Source organism: Pedobacter sp., from assembly GCF_041645105.1.
Taxonomy (GTDB): Bacteria; Bacteroidota; Bacteroidia; order Sphingobacteriales; family Sphingobacteriaceae; genus Pedobacter.
Map to the genome: position 1 here is coordinate 145,980 of NZ_JBAZQQ010000007.1, position 19,225 is coordinate 165,204.

A 19,225-nucleotide genomic window follows, 5' to 3' on the forward strand; every position below is an offset into this window, starting at 1 on the left:
ATAGGTCATGAGTGACAAAATAATTTTAAAAGGCATAACATGGAACCACAGTAGGGGTTTTGTTCCTATGGTGGCCACCGCACAAAGATTTTCAGAATTAAATCCACAGGTAGAAATAACCTGGGAAAAAAGAAGTTTACAACAATTTGCTGATTTTTCTATTCAGGAATTGGCGGCGCGTTTTGATTTACTGGTGATAGATCATCCATGGGCTGGATTTGCAGCTAAAACGAAATCTATACTTCCATTAGATCATTATTTATCTGAATTTTATATAGAAGATCAGCGGTTAAATACTGTAGGTCATTCGTTTGAAAGTTATTCATATGATGGTCATCAATGGGCTTTACCTATTGATGCAGCAACTCCTGTAGCCTCTAGCAGACCGGATTTGTTAGAAAAGAATGAAACTCGATTGCCTGCAAGTTTCGAGGATTTGTTGTTGCTTGCAGATAAAGGTTTGGTTGCTTTTGCTGGTATTCCAATTGATGTATTGATGAACTTCTATACTTTTTGCTGTTCATTAGGAGAAGATCCATGCCAGCAGGAAGATGCTGTTATTTCTAAAGAAACTGGTGTAAAGGCATTACAGATGTACCGTGAACTGGCTGCGAAAATTCATCAGGATAATTTTAAAAGGAATCCGATACAGGTTTATGAAGCGATGACTTTAACTGATGATATCGCTTATTGTCCTTTTGCTTATGGTTACTCTAATTATTCAAGACCTGGATATGCAGCTAAACTTTTGCATTTCCATGATATGATTTCTTTAGATGGAAAAACGAACCTACGCAGTACTTTAGGTGGAACAGGTCTGGCTATATCATCTAGTTCTGCTCATATCGATATGGCAGTAAAATATGCAGATTATGTAGGATCTGCTGCTTGTCAGCAGACTGTATTCTTTGAAAATGGTGGTCAGCCAGGGCATTTAAAGGCCTGGAAGGATGCTGAGGTAAATCGAAAATCAAGCAATTTCTTTGCTAATACTTTACCTGCCTTACAACGTGCATTTCTGCGCCCTCGTTACCACGGACATATGTTTTTTCAGGATCATGCTGGTGATATCGTAAGGGATTACCTGATGAATGGTGGAAACGAATTAGCGGTTCTGGAAAAAATGAATAGTTTATACCTTGAATCAAGAAGTCTGGTACTGTCATGAGGAAACCACTGGAAGGAATATTGGTCTTAGAGTTTTGCCAGTTTCTGGCGGGACCTTCTGCGGGTTTAAAACTAGCTGACCTCGGTGCACGTGTCATTAAAATTGAGCGTCCCATAAAAGGAGATGCTTGCAGACAATTAGCTATTAAAAACCTATTTGTAGATGGAGATAGTTTACTTTTTCATACCATCAATAGGAATAAGGAATCTTATGCAGCAGATCTGAAGAATCCAGAAGATCTGGAACTGCTTAAAAAACTTATTGCAAAAGCTGATGTGATGACCCATAATTTCAGACCAGGAGTAATGGAGAAAATTGGGTTGGATTATGGATCGGTACAAAGCATCAATTCAAAAATTGTATATGCCGCGGTTACGGGATATGGAAATGAAGGACCGTGGGCTGCGAAACCAGGACAAGATTTACTGGTACAGTCTGTTTCGGGTTTAACGCAACTTTCGGGAAGTAATGAAGACGGCCCCGTGCCTTTCGGACTTTCGGTTACTGATATCATGTGTGGTAATCATCTTACGCAAGGAATTATAGCCGCATTAATAAAGCGTGCTAAAACAAAAAAGAGTGTGCTGATTGAAGTGAGTTTACTGGAATCAGCCTTGGACATACAATTTGAGGTTTTGACTACTTATTTTAATGATGGTGGGCAATTACCTCAAAGAAGTGAGGTAAAGGGAAGTGCACATGCTTATTTGAGTGCACCTTATGGCACCTATCAGACTAAAGATGGTTTTCTGGCATTGGCCATGGGGAACCTGAGTAAAATTAGCCAGTTGATCGGTTGTGATATTTCTGAATACTATACGGATTCTTCTGCTTCTTTTGATAATAGAGATGTTATACTGAAATTATTAGGACAAACTTTTATTAACCAGACTACCCAATACTGGTTAGATCTGTTGGAACCAGCAGAAATATGGTGTACCGAGGTGTTAAACTATAAAGAAGCTATTGAGCTGGATGTTTTTAAAAATCAGAAGATCAGACAACAATTGGATTTAGGTAATGGACGTACTATAGATACTACAAGAGCGCCAATCCGTATAGATGGACATAAACTTTATGCCACTAAAGCAGCACCAAAAATAGGTGCAGATAATGAAAAGATTAATAAAGAATTTGATTTGAAATAGATATGAGGCCCCTGGAAGATTATTTAGTGGTAGATTTTAGCCAGTTTTTGTCAGGTCCTTCGGCAAGTTTGCGGTTGGCCGACATGGGCGCAAGGGTGATTAAAATAGAGCGTACAGGGACTGGCGATATTTGTCGCACGCTGTACACTTCCAATGTGATTATGAACGGAGAATCTTCCGTTTTTCACGCCATCAACAGAAATAAGGAGAGCTTTGAGGTAGACCTTAAAAATGAGGATGATTGTAAAATGGTACGTGAGCTGTTAAAAAAGGCAGACGTGATGATCCATAATTTTCGCCCTGGTGTAATGGAAAGACTAGGTTTCGATTACGAGACAGTACAAGAATTAAACAAAAATATTATCTATGCCGAGCTTTCAGGCTATGGTACAGAAGGAGAAGGAAAAGGTAAACCTGGTCAGGATTTACTTTTACAGTCGGTAACAGGGTTAACCTGGCTAACAGGAAATGCTGGCGGTCCGGTAGCAATGGGACTTTCCATTGTTGATATGCTAGCTGGTTCGCATTTGGCACAAGGGATTCTTGCCTGCCTGTTTCGTAAAGTCACGATGGGAGAGCAGACCGAAAGTGCATTGGTACAGGTCAGTATGATCGAATCGGCTTATGATTTTCAATTTGAAACCATCACTACTTTTATGAATGATGGTGGAGCACTTCCGGAACGTACCGTACAAAATAATGCAAATGCTTATTTAGGTGCACCTTATGGTATTTATCAAACGGACAATGGCCATATTGCCTTAGCCATGGGTTCAATTCCTGTACTTGCACGCTTGTTGGAATGTACTGCTATGGAACATTTTTCCGATCCTGCAGAAGCATTTGATAAAAGAGACGAGATCAAAGCGATCCTGGCCGATCATTTATTGACCAGAACAACAGAAAGCTGGTTGGCAGTATTGGAACCAGCGGATATCTGGTGTTCTGATGTGCTCAACTGGAAACAACTGATGGACCATGATGGATTTAAAGCCTTAAACATGATCCAGGAAGTAGAAATGACAGATGGTTATCGTTATCAGACTACCCGTTGTCCAATAAGGATTGACGGAGAATTGATGGTTTCTTCCAAAGGTTCCCCTAAATTAGGGCAGGATAATGAAAAAATCATGAGCCAGTTTATCAAACTAAAATCAAATGTCGATGGATAATAAGCCAGTGGATAAAAATGAAGTATTCAGAATAGCTGTACGAAAGTTTGGTCCTTTCGAATCTGCTATGCAAAAGATATGGGATCAATACTGTCTTACATCAGGCTGTAGCTTAAAAGCGGAGATGGTGCCTATGGATTTGCATGAGCTTCATGAAAGTACACTGATCAAAAAAGGACTCAAAAATGGTGACTGGGATGTTGCTCATATCAATACCGATTGGTTATTTGAAGGTTATACCGACGCCGCATTTGAGGATTTGAAACCCTTGATCAACAAAGAAGCTCCTGTTGCTTTCCCGGAGGGATGGAGCAATTCTCTTTTGGCTTCACAACAGTTTACTGATCAGATTATAGGTTTGCCTTTCCATGATGGACCGGAATGCCTGATTTACAGGAAAGATTTATTTGAAGATCAAACAGAGCAGGAGCGCTATTTTGCGCAATACGGAAAAGCACTTACTGTTCCCCAAACATGGGAAGATTTTATACAGGTAGCACGGTTTTTTAACCGTCCAGAGCAGAATTTGTACGGAACTGTATTTGCCTGCTATCCAGATGGACACAATACTGTATTTGATTTTTGTTTGCAATTGTGGAGTCGTGGTGGCACATTGACAGATGAGACAGGAAAAGTGAAGGTAAATTCTGCTGCTGCTATCGAAGGACTTGAGTTTTATAGAACAGCTGTTAAAGATCAAAAAGCAGTACATCCTGATTCGGCTGATTTCGATTCGGTAAGGGCAGGTGCAGCATTTGCAAATGGAGAAGCAGCTATGATGATCAATTGGTTTGGTTTTGCTTCAGTCTGTGAGGTTGACTCTTCATCAAAGGTAAAAGGGAAAGTAGAAGTCGCCTTATTACCCGCATCACAAGGCTGTAAGTCTGCCTCATTAAATGTTTATTGGCTGTACACAATTGGTGCGGGGAGTCTACACAAACAAACAGCATACGACTTTATCCGTTTTGCAGTAAATGAAGCTAATGATAAACTGCTAACACTTGAAGGCGGTATCGGTTGTCGTATTTCAACCTGGAAAGATGAGGAGATTAATCAGATCGTACCTTATTACCACAAGTTGGAGCAATTACATGAAGGTGCCAAGACCTTACCTCAAAAAAGTAACTGGGCAGAAATTGCAACGCTAATCGATGAGATGGTGTTGACTGCATTACATTCAGAAATTGAGGTCGAGGTTATTGTAAAAGCAGCACAGGATAAGATTAATTTAATTGATAAGTAGAGCTTTATGGATATTATATATAAACCCACTTTACCAGAAACCATACAACCCATTATTATAATCGGAGCTGGTGGTATCGTTGCTGATGCCCATCTTCCTGCATATAAAAAAGCAGGTTTTATGGTGCATGGGATTGTAAACCGTACTAAAGCAAAGGCAGAGAAATTAGCTGCAGCATTCAATATTCCAAATGTTTATGAATCAGTTGCTGAAGCAGTAGCCAAAGCACCTGAAAATGCAGTGTATGATTTAACCATTATGCCAGAGCAATACATTGAGACGTTGGAGCAACTGCCAGATGGGGTCGCAGTATTGATTCAAAAACCTATGGGCGATTCCTTTGAAGAGGCAAAAGAGATTTTGCAACTCTGCAGGAAGAAGAAATTAGTAGCTGCCATTAACTTTCAATTGCGTTTTGCACCATTTGTAAGTGCAGCGAGGTATATGATTGACCAGGGAATGATTGGTGAATTGTACGATATGGAAGTGCGGGTAACGATTAAAACACCCTGGGAGATATTTCCGCATGTGATGGTGCATCCAAGATTGGAAATACTTTACCATAGCATCCATTATGTAGACATGTTACGTTCGTTTTTAGGCGACCCGGAAACAGTGATGGCCAAAACATTAAAACACCCGGCAAAAACTTTGTCATCGTCTCGCTCAACTATTTTACTGGATTACGGAGATACTATGCACGCAGTAATCAATACCAATCATGACCATGATTTTGGTGCTCATAATCAAGAGTGTTTCATCAAATGGGAAGGGACAAAAGGAGCAATAAAAGCCAATGTCGGTTTATTGATGGATTATCCGCATGGTATACCAGATGTGTTTGAGTACTGTCTGACAGATGAAAAATCACTTCCGCAATGGAAGCAGGTTGAATTGGAAGGTTCCTGGTTTCCTGAAGCATTTATTGGTACAATGGCCAATTTAATGCGTTATAGGGAAGGATCATCGGATGTCTTGTATACAAGTGTTGAAGATGTGATTAAGACAATGGCTGTGGTGGAGAGCGCTTACATCTCCAGCGATAAAGGTGGCATAAAAGTTAGCGAACAGTTGAAAAATAATTAGTATACCTATAATAAACATAAAAGAACACATTTAACATATGTATTTCAGATCGATATTTTTTGAAGATTACCTGTTAGAAGAAAAACGAGTAACATTGGGAAGAACCATTACAGAAACAGATTTTGTAGTTCATGCAGGTCATACAGGTGATTTCTTTCCTCATCATATGGACGCAGAATGGTGTAAAACACAACCTTTTAAGCAGAGGATAGCACATGGAACGATGATTTTTAGTATAGGGATCGGTTTAACCGCTTCTGAAATCAATCCAGAAGCTTTTTCAAAAGGTTATGACCGTTTACGTTTTGTTAAGCCAGTATTTATTGGTGATACCATTCATTCTGAAATTACCATTTCAGAAAAAGGGGAAGCGAAGAAACCAGAATACGGGACGGTGACTGAGCATGTAGAAATAAAAAACCAACATGGTGAAGTCGTTTTGGTATGTGATCATTTGCTACTGGTAAAGAAGAAAGTATAAAAATAAAGTATTGACCAAAACCTAATACACATTTCGTATGAACCATACAACAGAGCCGGAAGTAATCAACAGTGGAGATCCTTCAGCGGGTAAAAAATATTTAGTGCCATTTATTTTGGTGGTGTGCTTATTTTTCCTTTGGGGAATGGCGCATAACCTGGATTCGATATTGATCCCACATTTGAAAAAAGCTTGTGATCTCAACAACAGACAGTCTACTTTAATCGACACTTCTGTATTTATGGCTTATTTTCTAATGGCCATTCCTGCTGGGATAATCCTTAAAAAATGGGGTTATAAAGCGAGTATGATCATTGGTTTATTGGTATTTGCAATTGGTGCATTCTTATTTGTTCCGGCTGCAAATCAGTTGTCTTATACTACTTTTCTGGTTGCATTGTTCATTATTGGATGCGGATTAACCATTTTGGAAACCTCAGCCAATCCATACGCTGCGGTTTTAGGAGATCCTGCAAAGGCAACCAGCAGATTAAATCTCGCTGCATCTTTTAATGGACTAGCGGCAATGGTTGCTCCCTTTATTGGTTCCATGTTTATCCTTTCAGGGAAATCATATACGCAGGAAGAACTGGCAGCAATGACAGATGTTTCTCGTAATAGCTATTTTATGGAAGAAGCGGCTTCTGTAAAGATGCCTTACATCATTTTAGGAGTGGTATTGTTGGTGATTGCCATCATTTTTTATTTTGTAAACCTTCCAGAAGTAAAGACCAAAAGTACGGATGGTGAAGCTAAAGGTAGTTTTTTCGGTGCTTTGCGCCACAAGCATTTAAGATGGGCCGTAATTGCACAATTCTTTTATGTTGGAGCACAGGTTTGTGTAACCAGTTTCTTTATCAGGATGGCTCAGCAGGGGGGTGGTTTTGACGAAAAGACCGCAGCTTATTATTTGGCGATTTATGGTTTATTATTTACAGTTGGTCGTTTTGCCGGAACAGCGATATTGCAATTCATTTCATCTCATAAATTATTGTCTATTTATGCAGCTATAGCAGTGTTGTTGAGTATGGTGGCTATTTTTGGTAACGGTGCTTATGTGGTATATGCTTTAGGTGCTATTGGCTTCTTCATGTCGATCATGTTCCCTACAATATTTGCATTAGGAATTGAAGGAATTGGTGATGACACCAAACCAGGCTCATCATGGTTGATCATGTCTATTGTTGGTGGAGCGATCCTTCCATACGCAATGGGTACATTGATTGATTTAAATAACGATAACATTCAGATTGGTTATAGCATTCCATTGGTGTGCTATCTCATCATTTTATATTTCGGATTGAGGGGTTATAAAGTTGCCCACAAATAAAGATTGATTATGAGTTTTAAAGGAAAAGGGGTTTTATTAGGTTTAATGATTTGTTACAGCATTTTAGCATTGCCTGCACGTGCTCAGCAATATGATACCACTAAACCATGGGTATTATGGCACTGGGTGAAAGCTGGTGTTTCTAAACCTGGTATTACTGCCGATCTTGAAGCCATGAAAGCCTCTGGTATTGGAGGTGCTTACCTGATGTCAATTAAAGGTGCAGATAATCCTCCATTATTTAGTCCGCCTGCACAACAATTAACTCCATATTGGTGGGATATGGTAACCTTTGCCATGCAGGAAGCTAAGCGATTGGATTTAAAGCTAGGCATGCACGTTAGTGATGGCTTTGCTTTAGCTGGCGGTCCTTGGGTTACACCCGACATATCTATGCAAAAGGTGGTGTCTACACAGTTGAATATCAAAGGTGGAACATCTGCGGTAGTGAAACTGCAACAGCCTCATGCATTAGAGAATTATTATAAAGATATTGCAGTATATGCTTACCCTTCGGTTGAAGGTGCAGGCATTTCTACCCGTAGTGTTGTACCTAAAGTAAGCAGTAGTAATGGTAACGATGCAAGTGTACTGGTCGTTCCTGGAAATAAAAAGAATTTTGGTAGTAATGAGCCTTGCTGGATTCAATACGCTTTTGACCAGCCTTTTACCACCAGGAGCATAACCATTAGAATTGAAGGTAACAATTACCAGGCACATCGTTTGGAAATACAAGTGAGTGATGATGGAAAGGTATTCCGTTCTATTGGTCGTCTTGTACCGCCACGCCATGGATGGCAGGATTCTGATGCTGCTGTGACGCATTCTATTAAAGCGGTAACAGCAAAGTATTACCGTTTTGTATACTATAAAACAGGAACAGAACCTGGAGCTGAAGATTTAGATGCTGCCAAATGGAAGCCTTCTTTAAAACTGGCTGGCCTGGAACTGTCTTCTGAAGCCAGAATCAATCAGTTTGAAGGAAAATCAGCTGCTGTATGGCGTATCAGTCCGCGCAGTACAGCCACAGAGATACCTGATCAGTTTTGTATACCTGTACACAAAATGATAGATCTGACGGCTAAATTAAATTCTGATGGTAGTCTAAACTGGAAAGCGCCAAAGGGAAACTGGACAATATTAAGAATCGGACATACTTCAACAGGACATACCAATGCTACTGGTGGTGGTGGTAAGGGACTTGAAATTGATAAGTTTAATCCTGCGGCCGTAAAATTACAGTTTGATAGCTGGTATGGTGAAGCTTTAAAACGTGGAGGGCCAGAAATTGCTTCCAAAGTATTGGCTGATATGTTTGTGGAAAGTTGGGAATGTGGTAGCCAAAATTGGTCGCCATTAATTGCAGCTGAGTTTAAAAAACGCAGGGGTTATGATATGATGCCTTATTTACCTGCTATAATCGGCATACCTGTGCAAAGTGCTGCTGCTTCAGAAGGCTTTTTATATGATCTGCGTAAAACTGTTTCAGAACTGATTATAGATCAGTTTTATAATACACTGGCACGACTTACTAAAGAAAAAGGTATCACACTAGTAGCAGAAAGTGTAGCACCAACCATGACTAGTGATGGTTTGTTACACTTTAAAGCCGTAGATGTTCCAATGGGCGAATTCTGGTTGAATAGTCCTACCCATGATAAGCTGAATGATATCCTGGATGCGATTTCAGGTGCACATATTTACGGGAAGAATATTGTACAGGCCGAAGCTTTTACATCCATACGTATGGACTGGGCGGAACATCCTGGTAATATGAAAACGCTGCAAGACAGGAACTATGCATTAGGGATCAATAAATTGGTTTACCACGTATATGTTCATAACCCATGGATGGACAGAAAGCCTGGAATGACCTTAGACGGTATAGGACTTTATTTCCAACGTGACCAGACCTGGTGGAAGCCGGGTAAGGCCTGGGTTGAATATGCTGAACGTGCACAAGGCTTATTGCAACAAGGGAAACCTGTAGCTGATGTAGCAGTATTTATTGGTGATGAAATCCCAAGAAGATCTATACTCCCTGATCGTTTGGTGCCATTTTTACCTGGGATATTCGGAAAAGATGTGGTAGAAGCTGAGCGTATCAGGCTGTTAAATGAAGGGCAACCACTAAGAATTAAGCCAATGGGAGTGAATCACTCTGCAAATATGGCTGATCCGGAAAATTGGGTAAACCCTTTACGTGGTTATGCTTATGATTCTTTTAATCCGGATGTATTGAGTACGGCTGTTGTAAAGGATAAAAGAGTAGTGTTTAGTAGCGGTGCTAGTTATGCTATACTGGTAATTCCTGGTAAAACTGCAATGAATCCGAATTATCAGTATATGAATTTCGAGACTTTAAAGCAATTACTGACATTGGTGAAATCAGGTGCAACAGTATTGTTGAACGAAAAGCCACTTTATCAATCTGGATTGAAACAAGTTTCAGAAGCTGAATTTAAAACTTTAGTAGAGGAGTTGTGGAAGCCAGGTAAATTAGGTGAAGGAAGGGTCGTTATAGGCCCATATCAAGCAGAATCGTTTGATGAACTGGGACTGGAAAGGGATTTGATTATCGCAGATGCAGGAAAGGATTCTTATGCCAAATACATAGCTTATACTCATCGGTTAACTAATGATAAAGATATTTATTTCATTGCAAATCAATTGGATAATGATCGTTTGTTAAACTTTTCATTCCGAGTAAATGATCTGAAGTCTGCCCCCGAGTTTTATGATGCGGTTACAGGGAAAAGCTGGAAAGCGAACGATTGGAAATTAAAGGATGGCCGATTGGAAATGCAAATAAAATTAGAAGCTAATGCTTCCGTATTTGTAACCTTTAACCGCAATGCGCCGGTTGCAACTCCAATTGCGGGTAAAGCAAACTATGAGTCATTCAGTACTGCTCAAGTCTTAACCGGTGATTGGAAAGTTAGCTTTGATGCCAGCTATGGTGGGCCAACAAAACCATTAATTTTTCCAGTATTGCAGGATTGGAGCAAGAGCACTGATACTTTGGTTAAATATTATTCAGGAACAGCTATCTATACCAAGACTTTTAAGCATAAAGGAAAAAAAGTAAAAGAGAATGGACAAGAGCAAATCTTTTTGGATCTGGCTAAAGTAGCCAACATGGCCACTGTAAAAGTAAACGGAGTGGATTGTGGAACGGTATGGACTGCGCCTTACAGGGTAGACATTACCAAAGCGCTTAAATCGGGAGACAATGAGTTAAGTATTGAAGTGAGTAATACCTGGGCAAATAGAATTATTGGTGATCAGCGTTTACCACAAGATAAACGAATCACCCAAACCAATGCACCTTTCCGCTTAGAAGGAAAGCCTCTACTGGAAGCAGGTCTATTGGGACCAGTAAGCATTCAAACTATAAAGTAAACCAAAAAAACAGCATTAACTAAAACTAATAAAACCACATATAAACATGAAAAGGATCAAAGTACATCTGGGTAGAGCTTTATTTTATAGTACATGCACGGCATTGCTTTTTCCAGTGTTGAATACCAGTGCGCAGGAGAAAAGTTTGGTAAACACAAAAGAAAGTAGTCATGCTAAATTGCATAGCCCGAATATGAAAGATGTTAACTGGACAAAGGGTTTTTGGGCAGACCGCTTTAAAGTGGCAAAGGAAACTATGGTGCCGAATATGTGGAATATCTATAATGATGAACACATCAGCCATGCTTTCAAAAACTTTGAAATTGCTGCCGGACTTGATACAGGATCACATAAAGGCCCTTCTTTTCATGATGGTGATTATTATAAAACATTAGAGGCAATGGCCAGCATTTATGCCTCTACAAATGATAAGAAATTATTGGTGAAGATGGATCAGGCCATTGGAGTGATTGCAAAATCACAGCGTGAAGATGGTTACATCTATACTAAAGCAATGATTGAGCAGCGTAAAACCGGTTCAAACAATCAATTCCAGGATCGGCTGAGCTTTGAAGCTTATAATATTGGTCACCTGATGACGGCTGCATGTGTTCATTATAGGGCTACTGGTAAAACCAATTTGCTGGATGTGGCTAAAAGAGCTACTGAATACCTGTATAACTTTTACCAGAAAGCATCACCTGCATTAGCCAGAAATGCAATTTGTCCTTCTCACTATATGGGTACAATAGAAATGTACCGTACTACAAAAGAACCTCGTTATCTGGAATTGGCCAAACACCTGATCGCTATCAAAGGTAAAATTGACGATGGAACTGATGATAACCAGGACAGAATTCCTTTTTTACAGCAAACAAAAGCTATGGGGCATGCTGTAAGAGCTAATTATTTATATGCAGGTGTAGCTGACTTATATGCTGAAACAGGGAATGATTCATTAATGAACACACTCAATTTGATGTGGGATGATGTGAACCAACATAAAATGTATGTAACAGGTGGTTGTGGTTCTTTATATGATGGTACGTCTCCTGATGGTACATCATACAATCCGGCAGATGTTCAGAAGATACACCAGGCCTTTGGCAGAGATTTTCAGTTGCCAAACTTTACAGCTCATAATGAAACTTGTGCCAACATCGGTAACGTTTTATGGAACTGGAGAATGTTGCAGATCAGTGGTAATGCAAAGTATGCTGATGTGATGGAGCTGGCATTGTATAATAGTGTGCTTTCAGGCATTAGTCTGGATGGGAAGAATTTCTTATATACCAATCCTTTAAGTTATTCGGATGACCTACCATTTCAGCAACGCTGGTCTAAAGACCGTGTTCCTTATATCGGCTTGTCAAACTGTTGTCCACCTAATGTAGTACGTACCATTGCTGAGGTGAGTGATTATGCTTATAGCATTTCTGATAAAGGTTTGTGGTTCAATTTGTATGGTGGCAATACTATTCAGACTACTTTAGAGGATGGATCGAAAGTTAGCCTTGCTCAGGAAACTAATTATCCATGGGATGGCAACATTAAAATCAGTATTAAATCAACAGGTAATAAGCCTTATTCGATGTTCCTACGTATTCCTGGATGGGCATCAAGTGCAGTTATAAAAGTAAATGGAAAAGTTGAAAATGTAGTGGCAACACCGGGTACGTATGCTGAACTGAACCGTAAGTGGAAATCGGGTGATCAAATTGAATTGGTATTACCGATGGATGCTCAGTTATTGGAATCAAATCCACTTGTAGAAGAAAACAGAAACCAGGTTGCAGTTAAACGTGGTCCGGTAGTTTATTGTCTGGAATCTCCTGATTTGCCAGGTAAGCGCATCTTTAACGTATTAATCCCTTCACAAATCAGTTTAAAGGCAAGTCCGATAAAAATTGATGGTGCAGATATGATGAGTCTGGAAGGTAATGCACAGCTGATTGAAAATAAGGATTGGAAGAATGTGCTTTATCGTCCGCTTAACCAGGTAAATACAGTTACACCAATCAGATTGGTACCTTATTTTGCCTGGGGCAATCGTGGGCATTCAGAAATGTCAGTTTGGTTACCAGTTAGCAGATAAGTATAGAAATGGAAAGAGTAACAGCAAAATATTATATAGAAACACCACTTGACCTTGAAAAGTCAGCGCAGGTATTGGCTGGTGAACAGTCGTCGGGAACGTTTATTGCTGTTCCCGGTGAAACAGCCGAACTGAAAAAGCGTTTCGCTGCCAGAGTAGAAAATATTACGACTTTAGATGTAGCTGATGCTCCTGCTATTCCAGGTGTAGTTTCATCTGGAGGAAAATACCAACGTGCCATGATAGAAGTATCATGGTCGGTCGAGAATTTTGGGTATAACTTACCGGTATTGGTATCGACCTTACAAGGAAACTTGTATGAGTTAACCCAGTTTACAGGTTTAAAGTTAATGGACCTGGAACTGCCTGCATCTTATGCAAAGGCATTTAAAGGACCCGCATTTGGTATTGAAGGCTGTAGGAAATTGACTGGTGTATATGGCAGACCATTGATCGGAACGATCATCAAACCAAGTATTGGGATGACACCAGAGCAGACAGCTGCCCTGGTTGATACACTTGCTACAGCGGGGATCGACTTTGTAAAGGATGATGAGTTATTGGGTTCATCTGCCAATTCTCCATTTGATAAGCGTGTTGATGCGGTGATGGAGGTGATTAACAAACATGCAGATCGTACAGGTAAAAAGGTGATGTATGCTTTTAACATCAGCGATGATATAGATCAGATGCAGCGTAATTATGAAAAAGTACTAAAGTCTGGTGGTACTTCGGTCATGATCAGTTTGAATAGTGTAGGCCTTTCAGGCGTTAAAAAAATAGGTGATATGGGCGAATTGGCGATCCATGGTCACCGTAATGGTTGGGGGATGCTGAACCGTCATCCTTTGTTGGGGATTGAATTTCCTGCCTATCAAAAATTATGGAGACTGGCAGGGGTAGACCAGATTCATGTAAATGGTATTCAGAACAAGTTCTGGGAGTCTGATGATTCGGTAGTAAAGTCTATCGAAGCTTGCTTAACACCTCTTTTGGGTGGTTACTCAGTATTACCAGTGGTGTCATCCGGACAATGGGGTGGACAAGCACCGGAAACTTATAGAAGAACCAAAACGGTCGACCTGCTTTATATGGCTGGTGGTGGGATTATGGCGCATCCCGATGGGCCCGCTGGAGGTGTTAATGCTTTACAGCAAGCCTGGGAAGCGGCAGTTGACGGTTTGTCTGTTGAGGAAGCAGCGGCTAAATACCCTCAATTTGGTCGTTCGGTAACTGTATTTGGAAAACCTAAATAACAGCTATGGAAAGCATGAATAATAACCGCTTACTGATTGCTTTTTACGGAGATGATTTCACTGGATCTACAGATGCGCTTGAGTTTTTAAGCAGAGCGGGAATTAAAACGGTTTTATTTATTGAATCCCCATCGGCAGAACAGCTGGCGCGTTATCCTGATTTGCAAGCAATAGGTGTGGCCGGTAAGAGTCGCGCACTTTCTCCTGATGAAATGGAGGAAGCATTGACCCCCACTTTTATAGCTCTAAAGAAGTTAAATCCGAGACATGTTCATTATAAAGTTTGTTCTACTTTTGATTCATCTCCTACTATAGGTAGTATAGGTAAAGCGATTGATATAGGGGTGTCTATATTTAAAACTAAACCAGTTCCTTTACTGGCTGCGGCACCTCATCTGGGACGTTATGGCTTATTTGGGAACCTTTTTGCCCGCATGGGGATTGGAAGCGAGGGTGAGATTTATCGCCTGGACAGGCATCCTTCCATGCGCTTTCATCCTACAACACCTGCAGATGAAAGTGATATTCGTTTGCACCTGGGAAAGCAGACGACTAAGAAAATAGGATTGTTCAATATTCTTGAATTACATCAATACCAGCAGCAATCTTTTATTCCTGATTTTTCAGCGCATGAAATTGTACTTTTTGACGCGTTGACAGCTGAAGAACTTAAAAGCATTGGGGAGTTGATTGATGGACAAGCTAAAATTGATCAGATTGTCTTTTCTGCAGGTTCCTCTGCCATTGAAAAGGCTTTAGGTGATCATTGGAAAGAAAAAGGCGTATTGCAAGGAGCGACAGACTGGAAAGCGATTAAAGCTGATGGACCAGTATTGGTGGCCTCAGGAAGTTGTTCTGCTGTAACGGCAGGACAAATCAGTTATGCTTTGTCTAATGGCTTTACTGAATTGCCGATCGATACAGTACTATTAGCTAATCAGGTGTCTGAAGCAGATCTTTTATCAGATAGTGAACTGATTCATTTAGCTGCTAAAACATATGCCGAACAAACTATTGCCTTGATCAATGAGGGAAAACATCCCTTAATTCATACCAGTTTGGGTAATGACGATCCACGCGTAGCCGAAACGGATCTGATATTTAAAGCAAAAGGTTTTGGTAAAGCCGCTACCGCACAGTTGTACGGTCAGTTATTGGGCCAGATTGTGAAGCAAACGGCAGAGGCAACTGAGCTTAAAAGAATCATTATTGCTGGGGGAGATACCTCTAGCTACGCAGCAAGGGCAATGGGTATTGAAGCCGTAGAAATGATCGCTCCTTTAACGCCTGGTGCACCTTTATGCCTTGCTTATGCACCTGGATCTGCAATAAACCATCTGCAAGTTGTCTTTAAAGGAGGGCAGGTAGGAAAAGAAGAATTTTTTAATAACAATCTTATATAACCAAACTATAATCCATATTATGAAAGCAAAAACACTCGGACTTGTCCATACATCAGCAACATTAGTACCCGTTTTTCAAAAACTTTGTAGTGATTATCTGCCGGGTATAAATGTATTTAACATTGTGGATGACAGTTTAATTAAAGATGTTATCGCACGTAATGAATTAACTAAGTTAACCTCAAAGAGGGTGGTAGATCATGTATCTTCAGCTGAGGCTGCAGGTGCAGACTTTATTTTGGTAACCTGTTCATCAATAGGTGCAGCAATTGAGGCTGCAGCAGATTTAACCAGTGTTCCTGTTTTAAGGGTTGATCAGCCGATGGCCGATTTGGCAGTTCAAACTGGAAAAAGGATTGGTGTAATAGCCACCTTACCAACGACATTGGGACCGACAAGTGATTTGGTAAAGCGTCGTGCTATAGTTGCAGGAAAAGAAATTGAATTGACCTCTAGATTGTGTGAAGGTGCTTTTGAAGCATTGATGGGTGGACAACCTGAAAAGCACGATGAAATGGTTAGTAAAGCGCTTATTGAACTATCGACAGAAGTAGATGTGATTGTTTTGGCACAGGCTTCGATGTCACGTGTGGTAGATAGTTTGCCAGAAGCAGAGAAAAGGGTTCCAATTCTTGCGAGTCCAATGCTAGCTATTCATCATATTGCAGACCTTCTTAAATAAGCTTTATGTATAAGTTACGCAGGTTTTGCCTGCTGTTGGCGCTAATTGCTTTTGTGGTGTTGTTGATCGGAATTTTCACTTCAGATGCAGCATTATGGCAACCCGCAGCAGTAGCGATGGCAGTTACGATGGCCATTGGAATAGGTGCATTAGACGCCTTAAAAAATTATCAATATACCGCTTGGATTATTGCAGCGGTGGTTGCTGGCATGGTATATCCAGCAGCCTTTTTGAAATGGGGAAGTGTTGATCTTCGTAATAAATGGCTGATCCTGGTAGTCGTACAGTTTGTCATGTTCGGTATGGGAATACAAATGAGTATGCGCGATTTCACAGGATTGGGAAGTTCGGGAAAAGGGGTAATCATTGGTTTATTATGCCATTTTTCTATCATGCCTCTAATGGGGTATCTGCTCACCAGAGTATTTCATTTTGAAACCGAAATTGCTGCTGGAATTATTTTAATCGGCTCTTGTTCGAGTGGATTGGCTTCCAATGTGATGACCTATATAGCTCGTGCAAACCTGGTTTTGTCGGTCGCTGTTACAGCTTTAGCCACATTGGTTGCGCCTTTTATGACACCATTGCTGATGAAACTACTGGCTGGTACATTGATAGAAATTAAGTTTTTCAATATGATGATGGAAATCATCAAGATTATGATTGTGCCTATTGGAGCAGCGCTGGTACATGATTACCTGAAAAGTGCATCACCAAAAGGATGGAAGATTACAAAATTGATTGCTACAATAGCTATACTTTGGCTGCTTGCCTTACCTTTGGGTTTATGGTCTGGTTTTGAAAAAGTGTTTAGTACGAATGGGATGGAATCGGTAGAGATTTTTAGTTTCTTTATTGGTGCATTTCTGGTTGGTTTGATTTATCACTTATTGGCCACAAAGTTTACCAATCTGGATCAGATGATGCCGTATATTTCTATGTTTGGGATTGTGTACTTTACCACAGTTACTACTGCTGCAGGAAGGGATAACCTGTTAAAAGTCGGATTTATTTTGTTTCTTGCATCTGTTATTCACAATGGAGCTGGTTACTTTTTTGGATATGTGCTGAGTCGGGTATTTGGTTTAGATAAACGTTCGGCCAGAACAATTGCTTTTGAGGTAGGTTTACAAAATGGCGGGATGGCTTCTGGTTTAGCCGGTTCAATGGGTAAACTTGGTACTGTAGGTCTCGCTGCTGCTGTGTTTAGTCCATGGATGAACATTTCAGGCTCTATTCTGGCAAACTACTGGAGAAAGCAAGCATTAAAAGAAGAGGAACTTGAAAAATCAACTCAAAAAATAAATGAAGAAGTTTAAAACTATCATTTCAAGATCAATAGCAACTGGACTGTTGATAGCTTTCTGTACAGGTAATTCCTTTGCAGAAGTCAAGCCAGCTTCTATTTTTACGGATCATATGGTACTGCAGCAACAAACCGATGTTGCGATATGGGGTTGGGCTAAAAAAAATAGTGTGGTTAGTTTAACCGCTTCATGGGACAAAAAGAAATACAGCATTAAAGCTGACAAAACTGGCCGGTGGAAGTTGAAGATAGCTACACCTAAGGCTGGCGGTCCATACGAAATTACAATCAGTGATGGCCAGGCCATGACGCTAAAAGATATTTTGATTGGTGAGGTATGGTTTTGTGGTGGGCAGTCTAATATGGAAATGCCAATGAAAGGGTTTAAAAGTCAGCCGGTTATGGGTTCAAATGAAGCCATTTTAAAATCTGCCAATTCACAGATTAGATTGTATACTGTTCCACGTTCGTCTATTACAGAGAGACAAGACAACAGTAAGCCTTCAGATTGGAAAGTTGCCGGACCTGAAGCGGTTGCTAATTTTAGCGCTACTGCTTATTACTTTGGTAAGCTATTGACTGAAATGCTAAATGTTCCTGTGGGATTGATCAATGATAGCTATGGAGGTTCAAATATAGAAGCATGGATGTCGCCAGAATTACTGAAATCATTTCCAGAGGTAAAAGTCCCTGCGAAAACGGATACCATCAAAGAACTAAGCCGTACACCCACTACTTTATACAATGGGATGTTGTATCCGGTAATGGGGTATGGGATCCGTGGGGCCATCTGGTACCAGGGAGAAAGCAATCGGAATCGTCCTGATCGTTATGAGGATTTATTTCCGGCAATGGTGAAGGAATGGCGTAGCGTATGGGGAATAGGCAACTTTCCATTTTACTATGCGCAAATTGCTCCTTTTATATATGTAAAGCCTGAAGATGAAGCCACTGCAGGTAAGTCAAATTCTGCTTATATCAGGGATGCACAAAGAAAGTCTTTAGCCAAAATTGCAAACTCGGGTATGGCGGTATTAATGGACATAGGCGAAAGCTATAACATTCATCCATCTCATAAAGCTGAAGGTGGACATCGATTGGCTTATCTGGCATTAGGAAATACTTATGGCATAAAAGGGTTTAGCTTTAACAGTCCGGATTATTTGTCGATGAACCTGAAAGATGGTGTTGCTGAAATCAGGTTTAACCATGTACCGAACGGATTAACATCATTCGGGAAACCACTGACTTTATTTGAAGTTGCAGGTGCCGATAAAGTGTTTCATCCAGCAAAAGCAGTGATTAAAGGAAGTAGTATTACCGTTTCGGCTGAAGCAGTAACTACTCCGGTTGCAGTGCGATATGCCTTTAAGGATTTTGTAATAGGTGACTTGTATAGCAGTGAAGGTTTACCAGTATCGTCTTTTAGAACGGATGACTGGTAGTTAATTTG

General features: G+C 40.3%; 14 protein-coding genes. All 14 read left to right on the top strand.

Translation table 11 applies throughout. From position 1 onward, the window contains the following. Positions 1-7 precede the first annotated feature (7 nt). Genes WC623_RS20335 through WC623_RS20400 form a run of 14 tightly spaced genes read left to right on the top strand, consistent with a single transcriptional unit; the run spans position 8 to position 19,217 of the window. Positions 8-1,168 (top strand): ABC transporter substrate-binding protein, encoded by a 1,161-nt coding sequence (locus WC623_RS20335; protein WP_372854547.1) that lies wholly within the window; start codon positions 8-10, stop codon positions 1,166-1,168. Next, positions 1,165-2,316 carry a CaiB/BaiF CoA transferase family protein gene (locus WC623_RS20340; RefSeq protein ID WP_372854549.1) on the top strand — a complete coding sequence of 384 codons (1,152 nt, stop codon included), beginning with the start codon at positions 1,165-1,167 and terminating at the stop codon, positions 2,314-2,316. The genes WC623_RS20335 and WC623_RS20340 overlap by 4 nt, the downstream gene beginning before the upstream one ends. Before the next feature lie 2 nt (positions 2,317-2,318). Then, positions 2,319-3,488: a CaiB/BaiF CoA transferase family protein gene (locus WC623_RS20345; RefSeq protein ID WP_372854551.1), complete on the top strand. Its 1,170-nt coding sequence runs from the start codon at positions 2,319-2,321 to the stop codon at positions 3,486-3,488. Further along, positions 3,481-4,731, top strand: a complete 1,251-nt coding sequence (locus WC623_RS20350) for an extracellular solute-binding protein (RefSeq protein ID WP_372854553.1) — start codon at positions 3,481-3,483, stop codon at positions 4,729-4,731. Before WC623_RS20345 ends, WC623_RS20350 begins: the two co-directional genes overlap by 8 nt. 6 nt (positions 4,732-4,737) lie before the next feature. Beyond that, positions 4,738-5,817, top strand: coding sequence for a Gfo/Idh/MocA family protein (locus tag WC623_RS20355; RefSeq protein WP_372854555.1), 1,080 nt, complete (start codon positions 4,738-4,740; stop codon positions 5,815-5,817). A 37-nt stretch (positions 5,818-5,854) separates the two neighbouring features. Further along, complete coding sequence (locus WC623_RS20360; RefSeq protein WP_372854557.1) at positions 5,855-6,298, top strand: MaoC/PaaZ C-terminal domain-containing protein; 444 nt, start codon at positions 5,855-5,857, stop codon at positions 6,296-6,298. 37 nt (positions 6,299-6,335) lie between these two features. Beyond that, positions 6,336-7,628, top strand: coding sequence for an L-fucose:H+ symporter permease (gene fucP / locus WC623_RS20365; protein ID WP_372854559.1), 1,293 nt, complete (start codon positions 6,336-6,338; stop codon positions 7,626-7,628). Between the two features lie 9 nt (positions 7,629-7,637). After that, positions 7,638-11,030, top strand: coding sequence for a glycosyl hydrolase (locus tag WC623_RS20370; RefSeq protein ID WP_372854561.1), 3,393 nt, complete (start codon positions 7,638-7,640; stop codon positions 11,028-11,030). Between the two features lie 46 nt (positions 11,031-11,076). Further along, positions 11,077-13,125, top strand: a complete 2,049-nt coding sequence (locus tag WC623_RS20375) for a glycoside hydrolase family 127 protein (RefSeq protein ID WP_372854563.1) — start codon at positions 11,077-11,079, stop codon at positions 13,123-13,125. 8 nt (positions 13,126-13,133) lie between these two features. Then, positions 13,134-14,381, top strand: coding sequence for a ribulose-bisphosphate carboxylase large subunit family protein (locus tag WC623_RS20380; RefSeq protein WP_372854565.1), 1,248 nt, complete (start codon positions 13,134-13,136; stop codon positions 14,379-14,381). 5 nt (positions 14,382-14,386) lie between these two features. After that, entirely contained in the window at positions 14,387-15,784 is a 1,398-nt protein-coding gene (locus WC623_RS20385) for a four-carbon acid sugar kinase family protein (protein WP_372854566.1), read from the top strand. 19 nt (positions 15,785-15,803) lie between these two features. After that, positions 15,804-16,466, top strand: a complete 663-nt coding sequence (locus tag WC623_RS20390) for an aspartate/glutamate racemase family protein (protein WP_372854568.1) — start codon at positions 15,804-15,806, stop codon at positions 16,464-16,466. Between the two features lie 5 nt (positions 16,467-16,471). Beyond that, positions 16,472-17,785 (top strand): bile acid:sodium symporter family protein, encoded by a 1,314-nt coding sequence (locus WC623_RS20395; RefSeq protein WP_372854570.1) that lies wholly within the window; start codon positions 16,472-16,474, stop codon positions 17,783-17,785. After that, positions 17,772-19,217, top strand: coding sequence for a sialate O-acetylesterase (locus tag WC623_RS20400; protein WP_372854572.1), 1,446 nt, complete (start codon positions 17,772-17,774; stop codon positions 19,215-19,217). Before WC623_RS20395 ends, WC623_RS20400 begins: the two co-directional genes overlap by 14 nt. The last annotated feature ends 8 nt before the right edge of the window (positions 19,218-19,225 follow it).